General features: G+C 41.4%; 17 protein-coding genes and 1 pseudogene. 5 read left to right on the top strand and 13 right to left on the bottom strand.

The window, feature by feature from the left end:
• Window position 1: 1 nt before the first annotated feature.
• The 3 genes from HH219_RS14275 to HH219_RS14265 are packed head-to-tail and all read left to right on the top strand — an operon-like array spanning window position 2 to window position 1,814.
• Window positions 2–640, top strand: coding sequence for an energy transducer TonB (locus tag HH219_RS14275; RefSeq protein WP_169327853.1), 639 nt, complete (start codon window positions 2–4; stop codon window positions 638–640).
• A gap of 36 nt (window positions 641–676) precedes the next feature.
• Entirely contained in the window at window positions 677–1,228 is a 552-nt protein-coding gene (locus tag HH219_RS14270) for an RNA polymerase sigma factor (RefSeq protein ID WP_169327852.1), read from the top strand.
• A complete protein-coding gene (locus HH219_RS14265; protein WP_169327851.1) occupies window positions 1,215–1,814 on the top strand; it encodes a hypothetical protein in 600 nt (199 codons plus the stop codon). Before HH219_RS14270 ends, HH219_RS14265 begins: the two co-directional genes overlap by 14 nt.
• A gap of 116 nt (window positions 1,815–1,930) precedes the next feature.
• On the opposite strand, the pseudogene HH219_RS14260 reads toward HH219_RS14265, so the two are convergent.
• A pseudogene (locus tag HH219_RS14260) lies at window positions 1,931–3,382 on the bottom strand (P-loop NTPase fold protein); the annotation flags it as partial.
• A gap of 1,240 nt (window positions 3,383–4,622) precedes the next feature.
• Between HH219_RS14260 and HH219_RS14255 the strand changes: the two are divergent.
• The gene (locus tag HH219_RS14255; protein WP_169327850.1) at window positions 4,623–5,756 is read left to right on the top strand and encodes a PQQ-dependent sugar dehydrogenase; all 1,134 of its coding nucleotides are present in this window, start codon (window positions 4,623–4,625) and stop codon (window positions 5,754–5,756) included.
• A 164-nt stretch (window positions 5,757–5,920) separates the two neighbouring features.
• Here HH219_RS14255 and HH219_RS14250 read toward each other — a convergent pair whose 3' ends face one another.
• From HH219_RS14250 to HH219_RS22420, 5 genes are all read right to left on the bottom strand, one after another.
• Window positions 5,921–6,754, bottom strand: a complete 834-nt coding sequence (locus HH219_RS14250) for a glycoside hydrolase family 18 protein (RefSeq protein WP_054205364.1) — start codon at window positions 6,752–6,754, stop codon at window positions 5,921–5,923.
• Between the two features lie 702 nt (window positions 6,755–7,456).
• Window positions 7,457–8,833 (bottom strand): Na+/H+ antiporter NhaC family protein, encoded by a 1,377-nt coding sequence (locus tag HH219_RS14245; RefSeq protein ID WP_054205363.1) that lies wholly within the window; start codon window positions 8,831–8,833, stop codon window positions 7,457–7,459.
• Window positions 8,834–8,969: 136 nt separating this feature from the next.
• The gene (gene pbp4b / locus HH219_RS14240) at window positions 8,970–11,426 is read right to left on the bottom strand and encodes a penicillin binding protein PBP4B (RefSeq protein WP_169327849.1); all 2,457 of its coding nucleotides are present in this window, start codon (window positions 11,424–11,426) and stop codon (window positions 8,970–8,972) included.
• A 12-nt stretch (window positions 11,427–11,438) separates the two neighbouring features.
• Window positions 11,439–12,941, bottom strand: a complete 1,503-nt coding sequence (locus HH219_RS14235; protein ID WP_169327848.1) for a tryptophan halogenase family protein — start codon at window positions 12,939–12,941, stop codon at window positions 11,439–11,441.
• 80 nt (window positions 12,942–13,021) lie between these two features.
• Complete coding sequence (locus tag HH219_RS22420) at window positions 13,022–15,889, bottom strand: TonB-dependent receptor (protein WP_169327847.1); 2,868 nt, start codon at window positions 15,887–15,889, stop codon at window positions 13,022–13,024.
• A gap of 497 nt (window positions 15,890–16,386) precedes the next feature.
• Here HH219_RS22420 and HH219_RS14225 point away from each other — a divergent pair, with 497 nt between their 5' ends.
• Window positions 16,387–17,232, top strand: a complete 846-nt coding sequence (locus HH219_RS14225) for an SIS domain-containing protein (protein ID WP_054205354.1) — start codon at window positions 16,387–16,389, stop codon at window positions 17,230–17,232.
• Between the two features lie 93 nt (window positions 17,233–17,325).
• Here the strand turns inward: HH219_RS14225 and HH219_RS14220 are convergent, their stop codons facing one another.
• From HH219_RS14220 to HH219_RS14190, 7 genes are all read right to left on the bottom strand, one after another.
• Window positions 17,326–18,537: a DUF1343 domain-containing protein gene (locus HH219_RS14220; protein WP_169327846.1), complete on the bottom strand. Its 1,212-nt coding sequence runs from the start codon at window positions 18,535–18,537 to the stop codon at window positions 17,326–17,328.
• Entirely contained in the window at window positions 18,538–19,473 is a 936-nt protein-coding gene (gene murQ, locus HH219_RS14215; RefSeq protein WP_169327845.1) for an N-acetylmuramic acid 6-phosphate etherase, read from the bottom strand. It abuts the gene before it with no gap.
• Complete coding sequence (locus HH219_RS14210; protein ID WP_169327844.1) at window positions 19,470–20,375, bottom strand: BadF/BadG/BcrA/BcrD ATPase family protein; 906 nt, start codon at window positions 20,373–20,375, stop codon at window positions 19,470–19,472. Before HH219_RS14210 ends, murQ begins: the two co-directional genes overlap by 4 nt.
• Entirely contained in the window at window positions 20,372–21,940 is a 1,569-nt protein-coding gene (locus tag HH219_RS14205) for a sodium:solute symporter (protein WP_054453142.1), read from the bottom strand. The genes HH219_RS14210 and HH219_RS14205 overlap by 4 nt, the downstream gene beginning before the upstream one ends.
• A gap of 69 nt (window positions 21,941–22,009) precedes the next feature.
• Window positions 22,010–22,783 carry a L,D-transpeptidase family protein gene (locus tag HH219_RS14200; protein ID WP_169327843.1) on the bottom strand — a complete coding sequence of 258 codons (774 nt, stop codon included), beginning with the start codon at window positions 22,781–22,783 and terminating at the stop codon, window positions 22,010–22,012.
• Window positions 22,780–23,892: a dipeptide epimerase gene (locus HH219_RS14195; protein ID WP_169327842.1), complete on the bottom strand. Its 1,113-nt coding sequence runs from the start codon at window positions 23,890–23,892 to the stop codon at window positions 22,780–22,782. The genes HH219_RS14200 and HH219_RS14195 overlap by 4 nt, the downstream gene beginning before the upstream one ends.
• An 8-nt stretch (window positions 23,893–23,900) precedes the next feature.
• Entirely contained in the window at window positions 23,901–25,292 is a 1,392-nt protein-coding gene (locus HH219_RS14190) for an SH3 domain-containing protein (RefSeq protein ID WP_169327841.1), read from the bottom strand.
• Window positions 25,293–26,219 lie beyond the last annotated feature (927 nt).

Genomic DNA, 26,219 nt, shown 5'->3' with positions numbered 1-26,219 from the left:
TATGCACACACTTACAATCCCCCAACAGCCCGTAGCGTTAAAAACATCTGCCGCGATTATTGGCGGTGGCTTAATGACCTTTGCCGCATTTGCATTTATGCAGTATTTAATAAGCGGCGAACAGCGCGCCCCAAGAAACAACGGCGACATAATCATTGTAGAAATGTTTCAAGCTCCAGAAGATACAAAAGTACAACAAAAGCAAACATTACCGCCACCACCTAAAATGCAAACGCCGCCAAAAACACCGCAGCGTAATCCGCCAAGCATAGACACTAATATTATTACTGGCACATTTACGCCAGACTTAAACATTGGCAAAGTAGGCGGCGATATTAAAGCCACCTTACAGCGCCCGACTGGCGATGCCACTCCCATTGTACGTATAAATCCCAAATACCCACCCGTAGCCGCGCGTGAAGGGATTGAAGGTTGGGTACAATTAAGCTTTAATGTATCTGCAACGGGTGAAGTAATTGACGCACAAGTAACGAATGCCGAACCTAAACGTATTTTTGACCGCGAAGCACTACGCGCAATAAAGCGCTGGAAATACCGCCCAAAAGTGATTGATGGCGTAGCACAAGTGCAAACAAACCAAAGTGTACAGCTTGATTTTAAATTAGATCAAACTCAATAAAAAAGCACACTCAATAATAAACAAAGTAAGGTGCCTATGATCGCGAGCTTAAAATCATGGTTTATTAGTCAGCCAAATAAAGATCATTTGGCTGACTACGCAAAAAGTGGCGACAATCGCCACTTAACTAAACTCGTCGCCCTGTTTGGCAATGATCTTTATCACTATTTAGTGACCCAAAGTAACGAGCAACTCGCTTTTGATATTAGCCAACAAACATGGCTTAAAGTGATGGAAAAACGTAAGTATTATCAACCGCAAGACAACCCAAAAGCGTGGCTTTTTCGCCTAGCACGTAATGCATTAATTGACGAGTTTCGTAAGCAGCAGCGCTTTGTTGAACTCGAGGACAACACAGTCATCGTCGCTCCAAATAGCGAACAGACCTTTGACTATGCCGCCTTTAATAGTGCACTCATACAATTGAGCTTTGTACAACGCGAAGCGCTTAGCTTACAGCAAGAAGGCTTCTCGCTTGAAGACATACAACAGATCACCCAAAGCAATCATGAAACCGTTAAAACACGGCTACGTTATGCAAAACAACACTTAAAAACAATTCTCGGAGCATATAATGAACAAGCATAACGAGCAATTTGACCAACAGCTTAAACAGCATTTTAGCGAGCGTAAAAAAGCACACACGTTAACGCCAGAGCAGCATGCACTACTAACTAAAGCACCAATTAAAAAGCCAGCCCGCTTTTTATTACCCCTGCAAATGACTGGTCTCGCCTGCGCATTAGTAGTACTGGGTTTTACCGTATTTAACACCCCTGTTCATGACGAATCACGCAACACCTTTGCCATGCAACACAGCAGCTATCATTTTATTGAAGTTCACCAAGTAGATAATGCGGGCAGTTATTCAAGTGAAATAACTAGCCAAAAACAACAGCTCGACAATAAACTCGCCGCCGACCTGCGCCTACACCAACAGCGCTATATTGAATACGGGCAATTAGTTAAAGTAGACAACGACTGGTACATCGCCAGCTGCCACAGCGAAGTACTCATTCAAATAAAAGACTCGTTATTGAATAGCTTAAAAACCAAACACGCTGTTGAAAGTGATATAAATATCGGCGACATGCTCGCCATGGCCCACAATGGCCAAGGGCATATCATCGCACTCAAGCATGCAGGGGATGGAGTGAAGGTGTGTAGGGGGTAGTTTTACCACAGAGAGCACAGAGGCGCTGCGCGCTACACAGAGAAGAGGCTGAGGTGTGAAACCTTGGCTTAGCTTTTATTCACGAAGCCTGGTTCTAAAATTATCATGTATAAATATCAGCTATCTCCCATGTACTCTAACGGCGAAGATAGCTCTATAAAATCACGATAATGTTCTTTCGTAATTTGGGTATATCCATCATGAATATAAATATAGTTTATCCAAAGAATTGCCGACTCATGAGAAACTCCATATGGATGGTTAGCTAATTCGCGTTCAGCTTTTTCTAATTCGGAGACGTCATCTTCAATGTCCAAGTCTAAAAAGCCTATAAAGTAACTTTCAACGTTATTAAATATCCTACAAAAAATGTGTTCTAAAAACTTTGATAGTGAAACTGGGTAACTTCCTTTACTGTATCGATTTGGTCTACGAGAAAGGGAACCAAGATAAAAGCTATCGGTGAAAAATGCAGGGTCAATAGAATATGTCAATTCAGCAGATAAACTAGCATCTAAGATTTTTTCTCCTAGATAATCACTTAAACTAATTCTTCGAAGCTCATCTTTATCATTTTTCCCCTCTCGTTTAAATCGTCCACTTATGATCTCTTCGTACAATGAATGATCTTTCTCATAGATACAAAACAAAACGGCTAACACGAGTACATCTACCTTCTTCTCGTTTGGTAAATTAGCAATAATGGCTGTGATACGTTCTGTTATTTGGATCGCTGTTCGAGGGGACACTTGGAAAGCATCTAACACAACTGAAATATTAGCTAATGTAGTTTCTATATGTTCAGTCTGAGGCAGTATTTGAATATTTCTGCTCTTGAGATATTTTGGATCAAACTTTGTTCCGTCAGCATGCGCATTTAAAAAATCACTTAGTGCGGGACGCTTTAAACTATAGCGACTATTAAAAAATCGGCCTAAATAAACTTTGGCATCAAACCCTTCACCATAAACTGACTTAATTGTATGTTGCAATTGCTCAGTATCTGTTGCCACAACAAACACGATGCCTTTAACATCAAATATATGCTTTATAGTTTCGAGCATTTCAACAGCATAACTTGGGCGACAGCGATCTAACTCATCGATAAAAACAAAAATTGGTAATTCTTTATCTTCCTGCTGCTCAAATTTACTGACCCAGTCTGCTAACTTAGACTTTATGACCTCGATGCTTTTATTTTTTGCTTCATGCTCTTTAATAAGATTCTGCGCAAGAGCTTTGACTGCAGGTGAGAATGCAGAATTATTTTGTTTGTTAGATTCTACCTTCTCAATCTCTTCACCTTCATCATCTGAAAATAATAATGTATTTAACTCATCTAAATCGATACCAGTTATTTTTTTCGTTAAACCTTGTGCAATAGCAGGTGCAACAGCTTTAAATATTGACGCTGCTTTGTTTGGAATAGTAATAGCGAAATTTGCCTGCGTACTAAGCTGCTTAATAATGCCAGCAATAACTGTTAAAAAAGGATCATCTGAGTAATCTTGTTGCCAAGCATCGATATATACAACTGGAAAATTTTTGAGTTCCTGCGACCAACGCTTGAGAAAGTATGTTTTACCTGCGCCCCACTCGGCATTTAAGTTTAATACGTAGTTTCTCTTTTGTTCTTCTTACGGCCTATTCTCGTCAAAACCTTCTTGAATTAATAACCTTGTGAGAAATGTGGCATATCGAGCCCTATCTAACTTATCAGCAGGAAAGTACTCATCTATTTTGCGATTAGGTGGTGTACTCCAATCAAAGTCTTTTATATCGATCATCCAATTCCCTCTTAAGCATCTCTTTTTTATATAGCGCCATACAAAGTTAGGTAAATATAATTCTTAAATAAGTCTCATAGAAGTGCGCTGAGCCAGGCCTTGTATATTACCAAGACCAAAAGCCAATTTCACGTTTAACACCATTTCCCCGTCATCACGCCCTGAAAATAAGTAATTGATGAGTAATATCGCGCATGGATGCGCGATAAGGTGAAAGTTGGCCTATATTCGTCGTTTACGTTCACATCAATTAGCTATTTGAGGATCAAGCGTGATGCTTGGGTGAAAAGTTCGTGGCTAAAGCCATCTCCTACATCCACTATTTAACCTCGGTACAGTGCGAAGCGCCTCTGTGCCCTCTGTGGTGACATTCACTTTTTCGCCCTAAAGGGCGACCTACAATTTAAAACAAGCCAGTTGGGTTTCGTTGCACTCTACCCAACCTACCAATCACATGCGCCAGTAAGCTCAGCGCCTACGAGGATGTTAAATCAATCATGGCTAAAGCCCCATCTCCTACAACGGATCCTGAAGCAGTGGCATCCTGATTTAGCTGTTGTTAAAAGCTGCCGTCACCAGCATGAAAAACCTTGAATAAGGTTATTAATGTAGGTCGCGGATTTATCCCGACAAGTGATGCTTAAGTAAAAAATTCGTGGCTAAAGCCTACTCCTACAACCAATATGTAGCCTCGGTGCAGCGAAGCGCCTCTGTGCCCTCCGTGGTGAAATACACTTTTTTGTCCTAAAGGGCGACCTACAATTTAAACCAAGCCCGCTGGGTTTCGTTGTACTCTACTAACCTACCAATCACATGCGTCAGTAAGCTCAGCGCCTACGGTGGTTAATCTATCATTGGTGTTAAACCTTTCGGATGAAGCCATCACCTAAAACACCAGTGCGACAACCCTGTCATTTACCTTGCATTTTATGAAACTAATCGCACTTTAGTGAAAGTTAATAACAATTTTGCTTGTATCGCGCTAATCTAGTGTCATTGTTGTTCACAAATTGGAACTGTCATGAAAAAGTGTATTTACACCAGTTTAATTGCCTCTATTATAAGCTTTACCTCGTTACATACCTTCGCTCAGCCAGAGCAGCCTATTCCCGTTGCCGCAAGTGCCGATAAGTATGAACTTGAATTAGTTGCCAAAGGCGTGCAAATTCCTTGGGGCATGGTGTGGCTTAACGAACAAGACTTGTTAGTCACAAACAGAGCGGGTGATCTTAGGCTTATTCGTGATGGAAAACTGCTAGAGAAAGCCATTAAAGGGGTGCCTAAAGTACATGCTGAGCGTCAAGGAGGACTACTTGATGTGGAGCTTGATCCTAACTTTAAAGACAATGGCTGGATATACTTTTCTTACTCTGGCTATGAAGGAGATGACGAAGGCTATAACACCTCTATAATGCGCGCACGCTTAAAAGACATGACGTTAATTGATCAGCAACTACTGTTTGATGGCAGCCCTAACACCACAAAAACGTTCCATTATGGCTCTCGCCTTGAATTTGATAAAGACGGTTACTTGTATTTCTCTATTGGCGATCGTGGCAACCGCGATGTTCATCCACAAAACTTAGAGCACGATGCAGGAAAAATACACCGCATTAATGCTGATGGTACAATCCCTAAATCAAATCCGTTTTATAATGACGAAAACGCGCGCAAAAGTATTTATTCGTATGGTCATCGGAATCCACAAGGGATGACGATGCACCCAAAAACGGGTGTGATTTGGAGCCACGAACATGGCCCGCAAGGCGGCGATGAAGTCAATATTATCAAACCAGGAGCTAATTACGGTTGGCCAGTAGTTACTTTCGGTATCAACTATAATGGCAGTAAAATTACCGATGAGACCACCCGCGAAGGGATGCAAAAACCTGACTGGGTGTGGGTGCCGTCTATCGCGCCTTCGGGTATGGCATTTATTAGTAGCGATAAATACCCCCAGTGGAAAGGCAATATCGTGGTTGGTTCAATGAAATTTGCACACTTAGTCATGCTTGAACTCGATGGCAACAATATTATCGGTCATAGCAAGTTGTTTGAAGGCGCTGGTAGAGTGCGCAGTATTGCAACTCACCCCAACGGCGATTTATACCTAGGAATTGACGGCATGGGTATATACCGCGTAGTGCCAAAATAGAGCGCGTAATACTTGAATTCAAGTGTTTAAAAATCAGTGGGAATTCGAAAAACCCCGTCACCAAAATGCAACTTAATAAAAATAGCGCACCTAACTTGTATCGGGTGCGCTAATTGATAAAACCAAAGCTCTTTGATTTTTTATTCCACTACAGCACGCTACCTTTAAGAGGCTGTATTTAGAGTAGCCGCAATTGTTCGGCCCCATAATCCATCGATATCGCTATCAATTTTCCATCCCATTACCCCACCAAAAGCAATGTTTTCACTTTGCGCCTGACGAATAATGACGACGAGTTGATCTAATGGGATAAAACCACTAGAGCTTAGATCATTTTCAGTAATAGGTTTACCAAGTACAATTTTTTCTGGCGGAACACCTTGAGATGCAATGCTTTCAATTGAAGTCGGATTGCTTATATTCTGATACTTTAATGGAAATAACATTTCAAATGACTCATATGCTTGATACTCCCACGCTCCCTGATTGTAATATTGGATATTATAAAAATCAATGTAGCCATGTGTTAGCTCTTCTAACTTGCTGTATTCAGGAAAGTATGGGCCTTGTGGTGCGTGAGAAATAATTAACTTTTCTCCTTGCTCACTCGAATATTCTGCAGCTGTCACTGTAGCCTCACTCAGCCAATTTAAAGCTTCTGAGGCTGTAATATTCTCGATATCAAAATCAACGCCATCGTAGCCGTATTCTAATGCATATTTTGCAAGTGCCAAGCCGTACTCTCTTGCCTGTGCTGAATCAGTCACATTTGGGTTATAAGTTTCACCACCAGCTGCAAGTATGCACTTTTTCCCTAGTGATTTAACATATTGTATAAGCTCTGGATCATTTGCGGCAGCTTCAGCTGCACCTAAAACCCCATCTTCAGGTGATATCCAAAATGAAAAAATAACGTGAGTATAACCTTCTATCTGCGACTTTAAACTTTCTTGAGTGATCCAGTTACTACAATAGCCAACAACTTTTTGCGTTTTCATAACTTATTCCTTTATTTTCGTGATATTAAAACTAAGGTTTGTCATTTTATTCGTCACTAAATATAAACAAGATACAAAAAAGCGGTTATTACATGATATTACAGTTAATTATTTAAGCTAAGAGTCGCTTCTGATTTTAAGCCTGAAAACGTTACGTGCCAGAATTATTCGAAGCTACAACCTGTATTTACTTTTTATCAAAGTCGAATATGTGCCCTTAATATAGGCAGGGATTTATCCCTAATTAGATTATGCAAAACATTAGCGGCTGAATAATATGATAATTTTTCGGACTAAAGCCACCTCCTACAACAGATCCTGAAGCAGTAGCAACCCGATTTAGCTGATGTTAACAGCTGCCGACGTCAGCATGAAAAACCTTGAATAAGGTTATTAATGTAGGTCGCGGATTTATCCCGACAAGTGATGCTTAGGTGAAAAATTCGTGGCTAAAGCCAACACCTACGACCAATATTTAATCTCTGTGCAGCGAAGCGCCTCTTTGCCCTCTGTGGTGACATTCACTTTTTCGCCCTAAAGGGCGACTTACAATTTAAACCAAGCCCATTGGGTATCACTGCTATTAAATCATTCGTGGCTGAAGCCACCTCCTACAACAAACTCTGAAGCAGCAGCGCCTGCGCAACAAAAAAGCCTGCAAATTTGCAGGCTTTTGTTCTCACTAATTTAATTATTGTAAATTTACAGCACAATAATGCTCGTAACTAAGTACGCTATAAACGTGAGTGCGCCGCCAAAAAGTGCGTAAGGCATTTGCGTTTTAACGTGGGTGAGTAAATCACAACCGGAGGCAATGGCCGATACCGCGCTGGTGTCAGATATGGGCGAGCAATGATCCCCAAATACACCGCCACCTAAAATTGCCGCAATCACTAATGAAGGCGGTAAACCTAACGCTTGAATGAGCGGTACGCCAATTGGGATTAAAATTGCGAACGTGCCCCACGATGTTCCAGTCGTGAATGAGATCACCGCGCCAGTTAAAAACAGCACCGGAACAACTAAGTATATAGGTAAGTAATCGCCCACCAGTCCCGCTACAAATACGCCGGTGCCTAAATCTTTTAAGCTTGCGCCAAGTGTAAGCGATAACAACACGATAGCCACCAATGGGAGTAATTCTCCCATGCCTTTAAAGCCGATATCCACCAGCTTATGATGAGTAAATTGACGTGAACTGATCATTAAAAAGTACGCGACAACACACGCTAAAATAGTTGCATACAGTACAGATTTAGAACCACTGCCGCTGGCAATATCGCCATTACCGGTCCAGTACATAAAGCCGACCATGCTGCCAATCAGTGTAATAAGTGGCACTAGCATATAGCGTGCTTTGGTGCCTTTTACCTCTTCTTGTACATCTGCTTTTTGGTGCTCTAATTGCTCTTCTGCTTTTTTTAATGGGCCATGCACTTTATCAAAGGTGATGGTATAAAAAACTAATAATAAAGTAATAATAGCGTAAAAGTTATAGCCAATACTGCCCCATAACACCGACACCGCCGACTCTGGTAATTCATAATTACCTAACAAGCCAAGTACATAAGCGCCCCAACCATTAAGCAAAATTAAAATACACACCGGTGCACTGGTACTGTCGATAATGTAAGCAAGACGTGCTCGGCTCATTTTAAACTTATCAAATAAGCCACGAGATAAAATACCCGAGGTTAATACACTTAAGTTAGATTCTATAAACACGGCTACGCCTGAGAACATCGTTAAGTAACCAACTTGGCGTTTACTTTTTGCGACGCCTTTGTTCATCAATACATTAACGGTTGCTGCCACACCACCAGATTCACGAATGTATGCAAGCAATGCGCCTATTAAAATACTAAAAATCAAAATACGGCTATTCCCCGGTGAACTAGCCACCGCCACAATACGCTCTATGGTATTTATAAATGTGTTAAAAAGCGTATTTCCATCGCCTTGTAGGGCGAGTAAAAACTCTGAAGAAGCAACAGCAACTAACAGTGCCATAATCACTTCTTTGCGCCAAAACACGATCAAAATCGCTATCAACGGCGGTAAAATTGAATACCAAGACATACAATAACCTTTTTAGTAGCGACTGCGCCGCTGTTATAATTATTTATAAACAAGCCCACTAGCTTAATCAGTTGCACAATAAACTCAACTTAATTCGACTAGTGATTTAAGTTAGTGGCTTTAATGAGTGATTACATTAATGATTAAGCAAAGCCTCATAAACCAGTGAGATTACTGAGCCATATTTTCCGGTCTCAAACTTTTTACCAACAAATTCATAATGGGTGTCATTGCCCTTGATAGGCGAATGACGTGCATTAGTGAGTAAAATAATGGCTAAGTCATACGCAGGATCAATAACGGTTACTGTGCCTGTCCAGCCAGTATGGCCGTACGCTTGTGGACTTGCGTAAGGACCAAAATGCCACTTTTGGGCGTGTTCACCAGCTCTTCGCCAGCCTAGCCCATAAGTTTCATTACTCGCTTGCGGCGCTATAAACTGATCGAGCACTTGCGGGGTAAATATTTGTTTATCGCCATAACCGCCGCGATTTAATAGCAACTGCGAAAGCACACCAAGCTCTTCTACGGTACTAAATAAGCCTGCATGCCCTGCTACACCACCAAGTGCATAAAATGCTTTTTCGTCGTGTACTTGCCCTTGCAGTACGTCGGTGCGTATATTATCAAAACTAATTCGGCCACCACGGCTGTTTCCTGCAAGCTCCGTTGCAGCAATAGTATGTTTACTAACCCCTTTTTGTAACGGGTTAAACAATGTGTGTTGCAAGCCTAGCGGCTGGTATATTTGCCCCTCAACATAATGATCCAGCGCTTGTTGCGTAATGCGTTCAATCAGCACGCCTAACAGCATGTAGTCTATATCTGAGTACAAGTGTTTAACATTGCGCCCTGCTATAAACGGCACGCCTGTTAACAGTAAATTTTTAGTCCGCAAGCTATTTTGCGAGAAAAATCGCTCACCAAATTTATTGTCTTTTCGATGAAAGTCCACCACCGCAGGATACCCCGCACTGTGGGTGAGTAAATCTTTTACTAAGCGTTGCTCTCGCCCGCGCCCTCTAAACTCTGGTAAGTAGTAAAAAAGCGGCTTATTTACATCAAGCTTGCCTTCACTTACAAGTTTCATAAGCGCAAAGTTAGTAGCAAACATTTTTGAGTTTGACGCAATATCAAATAAGGTGTCTGTTTGCATTTTTTGCGGCGATTGCATTGCTGTACCATTACGTTGGTATTTTTTCGCATCGCCATAACTACTTAGTTTTATTAATTTTCCATCTTTTATTACGCCTAACACTGCCCCTGGAAACCCCGCTGCAATATCATCATTAATAAGTTTATCTACAGCACTAAAATTGTATGTATTATTGGCGCTTTTTTTCAGCTGTGGGTAGGCAAAGCGTAAGGTTAAACTTGCGCCTTCGGGCAATACATTGTCCACTTTATACGTGTTAATGCCGTTACGCGTGCGTTTACTTAAACTGTATGTGTATTGTTTATTTGCTTGAAGCGGGCTGGCTATATTGATTTTTTCGCCATTGATATAAATATCGGCACTGGTGGCGGTGTTGTTTTCAATCACTAGCTGGCCACGGCCTTTGTAGGCTTTAAACGTACCACGATTATTAACCAATAAACGCGTGCTTGGGTCTCGTTCGGGGATTAACGCAACCACTTGTGCATTGGCTAGTTGTTTTGGCTGCGGCTCAACTGTGGTTTGCTCTTGATTATACTGCGCCATTAATTTGGTTGCTTTTTTAGGAAAGTATTTTTCCATTAATGCAAACAGTACTGCGCCACTGCGTGCATCGGCGTTACCACTAACGTGCCATGGTAAAAAATGCATTTGAAAAGCACTTAAAGTATCGAGTGTTTGCGGATCAAGTTGATTCGTCGCTTGCACATCATAACCGTAGCCACGTAAAGCGCTTTGCATTAAACCTATAGAGGGTTTAACGACACTAAATTGCTGCCAATATTTATCTACCGTGTGGTTGTCATACCAAGCGCCAACCCCTGCTTGATAGAGTTGATACCACGGAAAACGTGGACCAGGATCATTTTTACGACTGGGCGCTATATCTGAATGCCCAACAACTTGCGTTGGTCCAATATCAGGGTGGCGCGCTAAAACCCCCTGACTTAACTCGATTAATAACGCCATTTGTTTAGCATCATAATCTGGGTAAATACACAGCTTTGAGGCATCATTTTGCAATTGCGTATCTAATTCATGCTCTTCTAGTTCTGGGGAATGGCACGTTGGTATGTTAACTATTTCAATACCAATCGATTGGTCGTTTAAGTCCTCTCTGCCTTGCCAGTAACTACGCCCTGCATGCCATGATCTGTCATGCTCATCGACTAACTGCGTAATTTTAAGTTCGTCATCTGGGTAGCTCGGATCGTTTGACTCAGGTACTAAATAATGTGCACTCAATCCGCCATCTTCGACAAGTACCTGCATTGATTTTTCATAATTGATAGCGGTGTAGTGCATCACTAAAAATTTAACGCGATGGCTATAATTAGCTGACTGAGTAAATTCATAAGGCGTTGAAGCACAGCTAACTAAAAAGGCTGCACTGGCAAAAATCCCCAGCTTTTTTAAATAAGATAAAAACGTCATCATGCTTTTTAAACCCTAACTTTTAGAATACCGGCAATGGCGAGCAACATACTCACTGTGCATAGGAAGTGAGCGCGCGGTTTGCCCGATCATGGTTTTTATTTGTTGCATATATTGCTCACAAGCTGCATCGCTCAAACTATTCACCAGCGGATGATAACCTTGTGGCTCAATACCTTGACCATGTAATACCGAAAACCAACTAAGCTCATTAAATAGCTCATTGTTTTCTCTGAAAAGTCGGCCATTTTGTGCAAACAAAGCAAGTCGCTCACTTACCGTATTCGGTACATCCATGTGTTGGCAATAACGCCAAAATTCACTGTCGCTGCGCTTTGTTACCTTATAATGGCAGATAATAAAGTCACGAACAGCGGTAATTTCTTGTTCAGTGTATCTATTGTAGGTATCCGCATCCACCTTCGCCATTGCACAACTAGGAAATAAACTGATCAGCCGTAAAATGGCCGACTGAATAAACTGTAGCCCTGTTGACTCTAGCGGCTCCAAAAAGCCAGCAGATAGCCCTATGGCCACACAGTTCTTTTGCCATGCTTTTAAACGACGACCATTTTGCCAATTTAATTGGCGTGGCTCAGTCATCGCCTTGGAAGGTAACTGCGCGGCTAACTGCACGATTTGTTGTTCTGCACTAGTAAATCCGCTTGCAAATACACGCCCATTACCAACACGATGCTGTAACGGAATTTGCCATTGCCACCCTGCATTATGAGCGGTGGCTTGGGTGTAAGGCTTTAGCTCTGGGAGTGATTCGCTGGCAATCGCAATCGCGCTATCACATGGTAGCCAATGCTGCCATGACTCAAAACCAACATGCAAAGCTTGGTTGATCAAGCGCCCTTTAAAACCGGTGCAATCAATAAATAATTCGCCACTGATCACCTGACCATCATCAAGAATAAGATCTTTTATATGGCCGTTACTTGGCTCAATGGTTACCTGTGAAATAGTGCCTTGGATATGTTTAACGCCTTGTTTAATAGCCAGCGTTGATAAAAACTCGGCATATTTAACAGCGTCAAAATGAAATGCATAGTTAAGGGTGCTATGCCCTTTGGTTGTTTGCCCTACGATACGGTCAAAGCGGTTTAATTTAGCGGCATGCCCTTCGAGGCAATAATCTAATATTGGGGCTGGGTTGGTGTTTTTTACACTTTTTAACCAGTAATGATGAAATGCAATACCATTTAAGTTAACCCCATATGGCCCAAATGGGTGCATGTATTGCTGCCCTATTTGTCCCCAATCAATAAATTCGATTCCTAGCTTAAAGGTACCTGAAGTGGCACTTAAAAATTCATTTTCATCAATACCAATGAGTTGATTAAACTGACGAATTTGCGGGATCGTGGCCTCCCCGACCGAAACAGTGCCTATTTGCGCTGATTCTACCAAGGTTATATTTACATGCTCGCCAAGTAGTTTACTCAGCGCTGCTGCGGTCATCCATCCCGCAGATCCGCCACCAGCAATAACCACTTGCTTAATATTGTGCATTTAATACTCCTACAAAATGACTGACTCAGACAACGCTAAGCCAGTCTCCCTAATTACACTTTGGCCTTATATACACTCAATTAAAAGCGATATTCTGCATTAAGCGTATATGCTCGACCACGCGCGCTCGCTACACGAGGATCAAACGCAGCACCTGGTGAGTAATCGTTTTGATGAGCTGTAAACGGTGGATCACGGTCAAACAGGTTTTTAATACCAAACGTAATACCTACATTATCAAACCCGGTATACGCTACGCTGTAGTTATAAATTAAATAACTTGATACCGTTGGGTTATAGTTTTCGATTTCACCGATACTAATTGCACCCGATTGCACGCCTGCTGGCACTTCATCTGCATAACTATCACGGTAAATTTGTGTCACATTATGACGCCAATCACCCTGCGTATAGTTAAAGGCGATGGTATGCTTCCAACGAAGTGGAATATTACCGCGAGAATGAGTGCCAACTAAGTTATCGCCAAATGCAATGCTATCAAGAAGCTTTTTCTTATCTTCAATTAAGTAACTACCGTTGAAGTTAATATCCCATAAGCCTGCACCTAACTGACCATTGACCTGCATACCCACTTCAACACCACTGGTATTACGCTCACCGGCATTAATATAGCGCATATCAATACCTGTTAAGTTACCTTGTGCATCGCGTAAGAAGTTACCGCTAAATGTCTCGTAATTTTCGAGTAAATCACGAAAGTTTGGCGTTTGTATTGTGCCCTCTGTGATTATTTCCCACCAATCAAGGTTAAAGCTAAATTCGCTGCTTGGTGCCCATACAAAACCAAAGCTCGATTGCTTTGACTCTTCAGGCCCTAAGTCTTCTTTGCCGCCATAAACTAACGCAGGGGTGATAGGTTGGCAACTAGGGTTTGACACATCAACGATGCCATTTGCGCACGAAGCAGGATCAGCTAAATCGGAGCCTGTGTACGGCTGCTCTGATACGCCATTAAATAGCTGGTTAAACGAAGGCGCTCTAAACCCTGTGCTGTATGCTCCACGAAATAACAACTCTTCCATGGGCTGATACTTAACACCAATTTTAGGGTTAGTTGTGCCGCCAAAGCCTGAGTAATGGTCATAACGTGCAGCTAAGTTAATCTCTAAACTATCAACTACAGGAATAAGCGCTTCAACAAATACCGCTTTTATATCACGGTGAACATCATCAAGTTCGTTACCATTATCAAATGGCGCCCCATAAATGGCAGGTCTATTTTCTGATTCACGACGATCCCCATTAAACTTATAGCCCTCACGGCGTAAATCAATACCTGTTGCCACCATAATCGTGTCGCCGCCAAGACCAAGTTCAAAACCTGTATCACCTGAGATCGACGCATCAATTTGTGTAAGGGTTGTTTCGCCGCCATATAAGGTTACGCCACGCGCTGATGCTGCTTCAATTGCATCCATACCCGCTTGAGTTTGTGTTTCTCCCGCTAACAAAAAGGGGTTAACGGCGCCGCTGCCAATTGCCTGCGCAAGTAGCTCAGTATAATGATAGCCACCACCGAGCTCTGATTCAGCCTCGTTTGATGAACGTGAAATACCGGCTTTGTAATCCCAGTCGCCAATAATGCCTTCCATGCCCAACTGTACTTTATAAGACGTGGTCGTTGTTTCGATTTCACGGTTACCACAATCCATACAGCGCCAGCGATAAGCAATAGGTGCACCAATATTTAACTGATCCGCGCCATAATAGTCAGATAATGCATCAACTATATAATCATACGATGAACCTGTGCTTGGGTAATACCCTGCTGAACCAATTGACCACGGCGTAATTTGGTTAGGTTCAAAAATCTTTTTAGAAGTCACTTCTGAGCCAATAACTTCAGCAAATAGCTCGGTGTCTTCATCTAATTTAAACGTAGCACGCGATACAAAATCAATGCTGTCAACTGGTTGTTGTAAAACCGCAGCTCTTGGGTAATCCCATGCGCAACTGTGTGTTTCATTTTCGCGATTCCACAGTGCGCCAGTATCAACGCCCATGCCTTCAATTGATTCACACCCAGGCTGCCCAGGAAGTGCTAATACATTAAGCACATTATTAGCGTATGGATTACCTTGTGCATCAAGGTTATTGGGGTCAATAAGCCCTGTACCAATTAAGTTATAATTTCCATTGGTTGGATCATCGCCGTTACCACGGTTATTGATTGACGCAAAAGGACCACCACGCGTATCTGGCGATAAACCTCGATTTGGTTGGAAAGTGTTTGTAAAATCACGGTCAGAGCCGCGTAATATATCGACTTTTTTATACGATACTGAACCCATGACATTGTAGCCATCGCTGTTTAAATCGCCAGTACCGGCAAGTATACTAAAGCGATTAATATTACCACCACCTGCTTGTGTAATGTCAGTAAATGCGTTTAATTGCACGCCTTGGTAATCTTTTTTCAAGATAAAGTTAATGACCCCACCAACAGCATCAGTACCATACACCGCAGATGCCCCATCACGCAGCACTTCAACACGTTCAATTGCAGCAAACGGGATTGAGTTTAAATCAACAGATGCCCCCTTTAAACCATGACTTGCAATTCGGCGACCATTTAATAATACCAGCGTTGAACCCGCACCTTGCTGTCGAAGGTTAGCACTTGATGCGCCATTATTACCGCGTTCTTCACCGCTCACAATCCCTGTATTACTCCCTAAACCATCATTTGAATTAGAACCAATATTTAGCTGCAACATGAGTTGTTCTGCCGAGCTAATACCTGCCGCATCAATATCACTGCGGCTAATGATTGTAATTGGTAGATCACCTTCAAGGGATGTGCGCTTGATACTTGAGCCTGTGACTTCAATACGCTCAATTTTCTTTTCGTCTTGCTCATCTTGTGCTGCATTTGCTGAAGCACAACCTGCTATTGCAAGGCATATTGCTATTTTATTAAGTTTCACTGTTGTTTCTCCCACTGAGCCTGCTATTTATTATTTAGTAATATGTGGTATGCCATTGAAAACGTATCTAGCAACATGACCATGCGCTAAACAGCGTTATCAAGGTGGAATGTTCTCCCCACTAAACAGTATCACAGCAAAAACCAAACTGGAATAATTTATTTTACCAAGATGAAAAAACAAAGATAATCTATATAACATATATATATTAACTTTACAGTTAGTGATCGACATTGTTATAAAAACACGTAATAAAACACTTAAACTCCGCAATTTTGGTGAACTTAGTTGTAAGCCAGTATAAATAAAACTATATTATTCCAATAAATAATTTATATTATTCTCGAAATTATGGTGAAATTGTTAAAATAATTTATTTTCACTATACCAAGTAGGGCAACAATGAAATTTTAATAGTTACATTTGAACCCAAAATAAGTACAAAGTTATTTCGATTGATGCTATAAATACGCCAAATACATAAATAAGCGAGTAACATGTCTACATTTGTTAAAATTAAAGCCTTACGTCAGTCTCTATCGAGCAGCGAAGCCAAACTAGCAGACTTCACATTAAACTCTGCTAACGCTATTAGAAACCTATCTTCGGTAGAACTTGCAAAGGTAGTCGGAGTAAGTCAGTCAAGTGTAGTGAAGTTTTCACAAAAACTCGGTTACAAAGGGTTTCCTGCATTTAAACTTGCAGTAATCGATGCACTCAATGACGAAGTAACAGAGCCAAAACTACACGGCAAAATTACGTTAAGTGATTCGTTAGAACAAATAGCTGAAAAACTACTCAGTAGTAAATTAGCGGTTTTAACGGAAACTAAAAACCTAAACGAAGCACAGCCTATTGAACAAGCTGTTAGCTTATTAAAATCAGCTAAACGTATTCTTATATGTGGTTTAGGTGGCTCAGCACTTGTTGCTAAAGATTTCTCTTATAAACTGCAAAAGCTAGGTATGCCTGCGATAGCTGAACCAGATGGCCACGCACAGCTAGCCTACGTATCTACATTTGGTAAAGGTGATTTAGTCATCGCGATAAGTGAATCTGGCGTAACCAGAGAGATTGCCGAAGTAGTGAAGCAAGCTAAGAAAAACGACAGCTATGTGATCTCTGTTACTAAGTTTGGTAGTAACCCGGTTGCCGATCAAGCGAATGTGAGGTTGTACTCTGTTGCTGAAGAAGAGTCAGTACGGTTGTCGTCGATTCTTGCACGTACGGCACAAGATTTTGTTATCGATATTCTCTTTATTGCTTTGACTCAATCAAGCCGTCAAGGTAGAAAGTTACTTGAACACTCTAATGATGTAGTAGGTGAATTTAGAAATAAATAACTAAATTAACCTATATTCAAGTTAAGCACTAAAAAGGCCACACAAGTGGCCTTTTTAGTGCTTAACTGTTTACTAATCTAACCGTTCTCATCACTAATAAAGCGAGTTGTATTTATACAGTAAATACGGTTCACGTTTTTGCATAAAAGTAGTAAGCCCTGCCTGCCAGCTTTGCTTTATTTGCTGCTCTGACTTACCTGCTTTTATAGCTAAACGCAGCTTATCTGTGCCAGCGAGTTTATCCATAAAATCTGGTCGTTCAAAAAACACCTGATTCGCTTGAGTTAATTGTGTATACGCACTAATAAATATATTTAAATCCAAACCTGTTATGGCACTTGCACGTAAGTCTTGCCCCAATACGGTAACATCTTTAAATTTAGGGTTCATAGACGCACCTTTAATTGCCCGTGGGGTAAAACTAAATTCCCCTAGCCCCACTGGCGAATAACCAATAACCTGAAAAGCAAAGTCAGTGCCACGACCAATTGTTATCGGGGTTGCTTCAAAAAAGCACAATGATGGATACAAGTTAATAGCTTGCGCATTAGGTAAGTTAGGACTCGGTTTTATTGGCACTTTATATTCTGTGTTGCGGGTATAATTAGCAACAGGAATAATACGCAGCTTAAGCTGCTCTGCCTTATCAATCCAGCGCTCGCCTTTGATCATTTTAGCTAATTCCCCCACAGTCATACCGTGTAAAACAGGGATCGGGTGCATGCCTACAAAGGAACGAAACTGAGGTTCTAAAATTGGCCCATCTACGTAAGCGATATTCGGGTTTGGCCGATCTAACACTATAAATTCAAGATTATGTAATGCCGCCGCTTCCATCATGTAATGCATTGAACTGATATACGTATAAAAGCGCACACCTACATCTTGAATATCAAAAATTATGACGTCTAACTCGCTCAATACCGCTGGATCCGGTTTTTTATTACTGCCATAAATTGATACTACATCAATACCCGTTTTAGTATCTGTGGTATTTTTAACATGTGCGCCAGCATCATAATCCCCCCGAAAACCATGCTCAGGGGCGAATATTTTAACTACATCCACGCCTTTATCTCTGAGCAAATCAACTAAGTGAGTTCCGTCAACCTGCGAGGTTTGATTAACAACCAGCCCAACTCTCTTGTCTTTTAAAGCCCCGAGATAGGCCTCATATTGTGCAGCACCAACCAAGATAGGCTGACTTTTAATAGCCGTTGCTTTTGCATTACTTTGAGCTTGGTTACTATCCGTGCACGCAATTAATAATAAGCACTGTAGTAAAATAATTACCCTTAGCAACATTTAAAGTTCCACCGCTTTACGTAAAAAACCATCAGCTTGCATGAGCATGTGTTGCGCTTGGGCGGCGTCTTTGCCTGTTAGTAAAATTAAAATAGCTAATTTAGCACTTTGCTTTGCCTGCTTAAGCGCATCAACCGCTTGTTGATGCGTGCAATCAGTTGCCTGCATCACGATACGAATAGCGCGTGCATGTAGTTTTTCATTACTGGCATTCACATCAACCATTAAGTTTTTATACACTTTACCGGTACGGATCATACTGGCGGTGCTTAACATATTGAGCACTAGCTTTTGCGCTGTGCCCGACTTCATTCGTGTAGAACCGGTGACTGCCTCAGCGCCTACTACTGGGCAAATACCAATATCTGGTAACTGCATAACTAACGAGTTAGGGTTGCAGGTTACACCTACTGTTTTGCACCCTACTGATTTTGCATATTCAATCGCGGCACGTACATAAGGTGTACGACCACTGGCGGCAATACCGACAACGACATCTTTGGCTTGTAAATTAATCGCTTTTAAATCATCAACACTGAGCGTTAAACTGTCTTCTGCACCTTCTACCGCTTTTTTAAATGCAGTTTCCCCACCCGCAATAATACCTATCACTTGCTGATCGCTTACGCTATAAGTGGGCGCGCATTCAACTGCATCTAAAATACCTAATCGACCACTTGTACCTGCACCAATATAAATTAAACGCCCACCTTGCTTAAACGCTGTGACAATATGATCAACCGCTTTTGCAATTTCAGGAATTACGCACTTTACTGCATCAGCGACTTTTTGATCTTCGGTGTTTATTTTGGTCAAGATCTGTATGCTATCCAGTAAATCAATATCGAGTGTGGCAGGGTTTTGCCCTTCAGAAACAATACCATTTAGTTCTTCAAGAAGAGTACGTTGTTGTTCAAATGCGTGTTCAGAACTCATTGGTTTGTCCTATCTAAAAATATATGCAAATTTTGTTGTGCTAAAATAAGGGCACCGCTTAATGAATCGCCCTGTTTAGGTATTATTAATTGCTGCGTGGCTGCACTTAACAAGGGTAATGTTATGGCCGCTAATCCGCCGATCAGCATTACAGGTAGCTGGCTTTGAGCTCGCGTTTTATTAATTAAACGCTCCACCTGCTTTGCGTGCTTTTGTAATAGTAGTTCAGCAATTTTACAGTCGTTTTGTAATTCAAATACTAAATAAGTAAAACGCGCATAATCAACCGCTCTCGCTTCGTACAACCAAGCATTTAATTGCTCTCTGGTTGCGCCTATTTGTTCACTTAGTTTACGTGTAAGTAGGCTTTGTGGCTGGCTAAATTGATCAATTTCATCAAGTAAACACTGCACAGCACTTAGCCCTAAACGTGCACCAGAGCCAAAATCATCAACTAAAAACCCCCAGCCTCCTACTAACTGTGTATCGCCGTGATTATTAAGTCGTGCACCTACAGCCCCTGTACCAAGTGCTACAATAGCAACAGGCTGCCCATTATTAGCCCCATATAATGAAGTAATAGCATCGCTGTATACATGCAGCTTGGCAAATTTAATACCACAGCCAAGTTCTAGCGCTGTTAATAGCCTTTTTGATAGTACTGAAGACCCACCGCCAGCAAGCCCCATTACGGCGAGTACTTCACCGCTTTTAGCCTTACTTTGCAAATAGAGATCGTTGATCACCTGTTCAATATTCGACAATGCAGTTTGAAAATCATTATGCAATGAAGCCTGCCCTCCTGCGGCGCTATATTTTATGCCGCTGGCAAGCTCAATTATCTGCGCCGTTATTTTAGTTCCACCACCATCAACTGCTAATAGATATTTTATTTTATTCATTGCGCGACACTATTCTCAGTAGGCTTGCCTAAACAGCACACTAAGGTTGAAAGTGCTGTACCTATACATAATTGCCATGTGAAACCGAGATAAAAGCGCTCTGTTTGCGGTAACAGCCAATCAATCATGTAAGGCTGCATTAGCAAGGTAATAACAAAACCAACTAATAAAGCAGCCAGCACAGAGCCCTCACTGCCTCGCTTAGTAAATAAGGTTGTAAAATATACGCCCAATAAACCACTGTATGAGAACACCATTACGCTTAATGCAAACTTCAAAAGTGGCATATCACTGTATTGTTGCCAAAAATAACAAGCAATCGCCATAGCAGCGAGTGCTCCACTGACTACAGTCATCCCTACACGGCCCGCTTTAACAAAGTGGCCGTCAGCGACTTGTTTATTTTTAGCAGCTAAATAAGGACGATATAAATCTTGTACTATCACTGACGACATTGAGCTCAAACCTGAGTTTAGCGTTGATATTGCCGCGGCAATAATACCGACACTGACAAGCCCCTTAACGCCTGCAGGAGCTTCGTTTAATACGTAATACATAAAGATGGTAATTTTTTCACCATTAAACTCTTGTACGACTTGCTCGCCTGCGCTGTTCATTAGTGCTGGTTGTTGATAAACGATATAAAGTAATAAACCGATAGAGATAAACACTAACATGACGGGGATCACCATCACGATAGATAACACCAAGGCTTTACTGCCCTCTTTGGCATTTTTACACGTGAGTAGGCGCTGGGTCATGTCTTGATCAAGGCCAAATGCTGCAATGTTTAATAATACAAAACCTGTTAATACCGATGCCATATTAAAAACGCCACTGGGGCCAAAATCTAAGTCAAACTTAAACAATGCCAGTTTAGAATCAGCGCCTGCAGAGGGTTCATTTAGCGTTGCTACAATAGTAGAAAAATCGGCAGGAATGATAGCCAATAAGCACCAAATAACCGCTATGGCTGCACTCACATACACCACGGTTTGTAATACATCAGAATAAATAACACTGCGAATACCACCAAATACGGTGTAGAGCAAGCCAACAAGTGCGAGTAATAGTGTGGCAACAATCACGCTTTGCGCTTCAATATTGCCATATAAAATCATAGCTACAGCAATCGCAGCCATATATAAACGCGCCCCACTGGCAAACACACGACCAAATAAATACATTAAGCCGCTACGACGCTTGGCTTTGGGGCCGATGCGCTTTTCTAATAGCTCGTATACGGTATAAACTTGCTGCTGATAAAATTTAGGGATAAGAAAAATGCACACAATAAACGCAGCAATAAATGCGCCGATGTTTGTGGCTAAATAAGATAAATCCCCTTGATAACCTTGATCTGGCCCGCCAATAAACGTGGCTGCGGATTGCGATGTAGCTAATACCGAAATTGCCACCATCCACGTTGGCATGCTATTGCCACCTAAAAAGAAGTCTTGACTAGAATTAGCCCGCTTACGGTTAAACCACCAACCACTGAGTAATAAAATGGCTCCGTAGCTTGCAAACACGAGCCAATCTAGCAAGGTGTATTGTGCACTCATTTATTATCCCAATTAAAAACCAATCAATGGAATATATTATTCCACTGATTTAGCAAAAAGAAAACAACTTTATTTTAATGTTTTTATTAATGGTAGCTGCCAAAGCGCCTGTTTTTGTTGATACTGCGCTTTAGGTAAACTAATTAATAGTGGGGCAGATTTACTGTCTAACCACGCTAAAAGTGCATCCATATTCTGCTCTGTCATTGCGGTGCACCCTGCTGTGGGCTTATCTTGTGCTCGCCATAAGTGCATAAAAATACAGCTGCCCGCACCATCAATGTTATTACTGTTGTGCTTAACCACGATACCTTTTTTATACAGGTCATCTTGACTATAAATATCACGGCGCATCCACTCCGATGAATCTTTAACAGCGGCCTCTCCAACAACTGACTTATTAACTAGCTGGTTATAAAATGGCGATCCTTTCACATCAATACAGTAATCATTCGCTGTCATACCTTGATAAGCCATATTAGTTTGCAGTGAATCTAAATAGCCAAATGCAGTGCCCAGCTCAAAAATTCCGGCAGGCGCTTTACCATCCCCCTCTTGCTTTTGTATACCGGCTTGTTCAGTATGTAAACCAACCCCCCATGCAAGGCCTGTACGCCCTAGCACCACCGAATAGTCGTCATCTATTTGTTTCCAATTATTGCCTTTTCGTTCAAACCGATACAATTGCGCTTGGGGTGTTTGCCAATCACCGGCAATTACCACAACCAGTTGTTTTGTCTGCAATGAAATAACCGTATTGCTGCTCGTTATTTGTTGCTGAGCACACCCCAATAAGCTTGTTAAAACCACCCCTGCACTTGTCATTTTTATTATATTTTTCATGCTGGCCAAACTCCGTTATCTATATGTTGCAAACCATCTATCTGCGTTATCCCAAGCCCTGGCGCAGAACTTAGAGTTATTGACGGCCCCTTAAACTCAACGCCGCCTTGAACTGGGTCGAATTGACCTAGCGCTGGGCCATCTAAATCTATTTTTGTTATTTGTTGCGCCTTTGCAGAAGCTAAATGAGCGGCTCCCGCAACCGCGATACTGCCTTCAAGCATACACCCTATCATGCACTGTGCTTGATATTGTGCGGTGATATCTGCAATCGCTATAGCGCGGCTCAGGCCACCGGTTTTCATTACTTTAATATTAATGATATCAACGGCATTTTGTTCCAATAATTGAATAACCTGTTTAGGCGAAAATGCACTCTCATCCGCCATGATCGGTGTATTAACTCGCTCAGTGATATACTTCAACCCTTTAAAGTCATCACTTTTCACAGGCTGTTCAACGAGCTCTAATTCAATATTTTCGCTCTCTAATTTTTGTAACGCGAACACCGTTTGTTTAGCATTCCAGCCTTGATTGACATCAAGGCGAATTTTCGCGTGTTTAGAAAAGCCACTATAAATTGCCTTCACTCGTTCAATATCTTGCTGTAGATCGTTTCCTATCTTTACTTTTAAAACATCGAAACCTTGTTTAACAGCGGTGTCGCAATCGGCCAACATTTTATCAATACCATCAACACTAATTGTTATATCTGTACGCAGTGTGCTACTACCACCACCGAGTAACTTATAAAGAGGCGCTTGGTAAAGTTTGCCCCATAAATCATACACAGCTAACTCTAGCGCCGCTTTTGCGCTGCTATTAGCCACCACAGTAGATTGAATAACATGGCAAATATGATTAAGGTTTTCAATTTCTAAACCGATTAATTTGGGGGCTAAAAAATACTTAATAATACTGATCATTCCCTGATGGGTATCACCAGTAATAATAGGGGTTGATGCTGCTGCGCCGTAACCTACTTGGCCTTTATCTGTGTCAATTAACACCACTAAGTCTTCTATAAAACTAACTTCCCGTAGCGCTGTTTTGAACGGAGTTACTAATGGCACTGTTAATTTAGCAAACCGTATAGCGGTAATTTTCATAGTTGCTCCTAGCGAATTCGCTTAATATTATAGGTGCGATCTAAATAACTTTTTTGCGGTGATAAACGCAGTGGCAATAATGGCGTGACCGATACACCATTTAATGCGCTAGAATAAAAGCGACCATCAGCTTTGTTATAGCCTAGCCCTTTTACATCATGGATCACATAAGGTTGACCATCTTGCTCACCGAGATACATCATTACATGGCCTGGTATATAAATAAGATCCCCCACTTGCATCTTTTTAACCGCATCTAACTTTACTTGCTCTGCATCAGCGCCATCAAAACGCTGATTAATACCATACTCGCCTCGCCCTTGCTGCCCTGAATTGCGTGGCATTAATAAACCAAAACTTTTATAAATCTCACCTACAAATCCCGTACAATCTCGGCCATTATAATCATGCCCCCACCCATAACGCTCGCCTAAGAATTTAAACCCTTGTTTTATCAAGTTCTGCTGGGTGTAGGGTAAGTAACCTATATTAACGTCACTACTGCGGCTAATTAGTGCAGGTTGTATAACTAACTCACCTTGCGCGCCTCTTGTTGGCAGTTGTACTACATAATTGGCGTAAGTATTTTGCCCATGCAATAAATTTGGTACTTGCTTTGCCTCAACTAATGGCAGGCGTACACCCATATCGAGTTGCAGCTCAGAGATATCAGCATTATCTGGTACGTAGGCAGTATTAACTTTTGCCCCCGTAATAAGCAAAAAATCATCCTGATTTTTAAATCTATGTAAGGTCGCTTTACTTGCAGTGGCAATATCAGCCGTAGGCACCCAAGCCAAATAATTATAAGCGCGCACCAGTAGCCATTGCTTATCAGCACTTTGATGTAAAATAGCTACCATATCACCTGGAAATAACCCGCTTTCTTGAAAACGATCAAGATCATTATCTAAGCCGCTATTTAATACCCTATCCCATGTTGGAAAAGTACGTAGTACAGAGCGCTTTACTACAACCCCAAAACCAACTTGGTTGTTATTTTCAATCGCTTCTAAATTCATATTGGCATGATAATCAGCAAAATTTTTGTCTGTTAATGCGACGCCATTGGAATAAAAACGAGGACTTTTTGGTACCGCGCTAATGCTATAGATGTGGTTAGTTAATTGCTGCTTTGTAAGCTGTGTAGCAAAATCGAGAGGATCGACAATATGCTCATTTTCAGCGACCAGTTGTTTATTGAACGCCATAATTTGTGATGCACTCATTAATGGCTGAGCCGTTACTTTAACTTTAGTATTAGCTAACCAATGCTGTGGAGTTAATTGGGGCTGACTAACTCCTATAACGTCCGTTTGCCAGGTATTAGCGACAGCGATGGGCGTTATCGAAGCAATACTGGCCAATGTAATACTCAGAGCAATTAGTGATTGTCGCATTTTAGGATCCTCTATTATTATATTAACCACACGGTTTTAACTACTTACCAAAGAACATATCTGATGTAGTTGAAATTAGCTCTCACCTTCACCCACAATTAAAATTCCCACTTCAAAAATATTTTGGAATATTTTATTAAAAATAACACACTTCACAGCGCAAGCAAATATTTGTAATCATTTCACAGCTTAATCTATGGGTTAATTTTATGGTTTAAGTTTAAGCATTCTCAGCACTTGATAATTGAACAAACCCTGCTGGTAACTAAAAATAGCCTTTAGCGAACTCTTGTAAATCGCTTAAATATTGCTGATAAAACTCATTACTTTGGTTTTTTATCTGCTCAAGGACGAAGTTATCTGCCGCATTGCTAGCTCTTTTTTCTTTCGTTCATCCGAAAGAACGCTTTGAGCAATCTCTTTAAATTTAGCCGACTTTCGTCGGCTTATTTCTATTAGCTTAAGTAGTAATAGAAAGTGGTGGGGCGCAGGACGTATCTTGCAAGAGTGAACCTCTGAGCGCTCTAAATTTCTGCACCACTACAACTACTGCAAATACATTTCACGGCTAAAGCCTGTTCCTACAATAACGTGAATTTCAGACATAAAAAAACCGACTTTCGTCGGCTTATTTCTATTAGCTTAAGTAGTAATAGAAAGTGGTGGGCGCAGGACGTATCTTGCAAGAGTGAACCTCTGAGCGCTCTAAATTTCTGCACCACTACAACTACTGCAAATACATTTCACGGCTAAAGCCTGTTCCTACAAGAACGTGAATTTCAGGCATAAAAAAACCGACCTTCGTCGGCTTATTTCTATTAGCTTAAGTAGTAATAGAAAGTGGTGGGCGCAGGACGTATCTTGCAAGAGTGAACCTCTGAGCGCTCTAAATTTCTGCACCACTACAACTACTGCAAATACATTTCA

It is taken from the genome of Pseudoalteromonas sp. NEC-BIFX-2020_015 (genome assembly GCF_012952265.1).
Taxonomy (GTDB): Bacteria; Pseudomonadota; Gammaproteobacteria; order Enterobacterales; family Alteromonadaceae; genus Pseudoalteromonas; species Pseudoalteromonas neustonica.
The sequence above is the reverse complement of the archived record's forward strand: the minus strand, read 5'-3'. Positions and strand labels throughout refer to the sequence as shown.

Bases quoted from the DNA above. Each gene is read 5' to 3' on its own strand.
- HH219_RS14275 (WP_169327853.1), top strand. From the start codon at position 2: ATGCACACACTTACAATCCCCCAACAGCCCGTAGCGTTAAAAACATCT.
- HH219_RS14270 (WP_169327852.1), top strand. From the start codon at position 677: ATGATCGCGAGCTTAAAATCATGGTTTATTAGTCAGCCAAATAAAGAT.
- HH219_RS14265 (WP_169327851.1), top strand. From the start codon at position 1,215: ATGAACAAGCATAACGAGCAATTTGACCAACAGCTTAAACAGCATTTT.
- HH219_RS14255 (WP_169327850.1), top strand. From the start codon at position 4,623: ATGAAAAAGTGTATTTACACCAGTTTAATTGCCTCTATTATAAGCTTT.
- HH219_RS14250 (WP_054205364.1), bottom strand. From the start codon at position 6,754: ATGAAAACGCAAAAAGTTGTTGGCTATTGTAGTAACTGGATCACTCAA.
- HH219_RS14245 (WP_054205363.1), bottom strand. From the start codon at position 8,833: ATGTCTTGGTATTCAATTTTACCGCCGTTGATAGCGATTTTGATCGTG.
- pbp4b (WP_169327849.1), bottom strand. From the start codon at position 11,426: ATGATGACGTTTTTATCTTATTTAAAAAAGCTGGGGATTTTTGCCAGT.
- HH219_RS14235 (WP_169327848.1), bottom strand. From the start codon at position 12,941: ATGCACAATATTAAGCAAGTGGTTATTGCTGGTGGCGGATCTGCGGGA.
- HH219_RS14225 (WP_054205354.1), top strand. From the start codon at position 16,387: ATGTCTACATTTGTTAAAATTAAAGCCTTACGTCAGTCTCTATCGAGC.
- HH219_RS14220 (WP_169327846.1), bottom strand. From the start codon at position 18,537: ATGTTGCTAAGGGTAATTATTTTACTACAGTGCTTATTATTAATTGCG.
- murQ (WP_169327845.1), bottom strand. From the start codon at position 19,473: ATGAGTTCTGAACACGCATTTGAACAACAACGTACTCTTCTTGAAGAA.
- HH219_RS14210 (WP_169327844.1), bottom strand. From the start codon at position 20,375: ATGAATAAAATAAAATATCTATTAGCAGTTGATGGTGGTGGAACTAAA.
- HH219_RS14205 (WP_054453142.1), bottom strand. From the start codon at position 21,940: ATGAGTGCACAATACACCTTGCTAGATTGGCTCGTGTTTGCAAGCTAC.
- HH219_RS14200 (WP_169327843.1), bottom strand. From the start codon at position 22,783: ATGAAAAATATAATAAAAATGACAAGTGCAGGGGTGGTTTTAACAAGC.
- HH219_RS14195 (WP_169327842.1), bottom strand. From the start codon at position 23,892: ATGAAAATTACCGCTATACGGTTTGCTAAATTAACAGTGCCATTAGTA.
- HH219_RS14190 (WP_169327841.1), bottom strand. From the start codon at position 25,292: ATGCGACAATCACTAATTGCTCTGAGTATTACATTGGCCAGTATTGCT.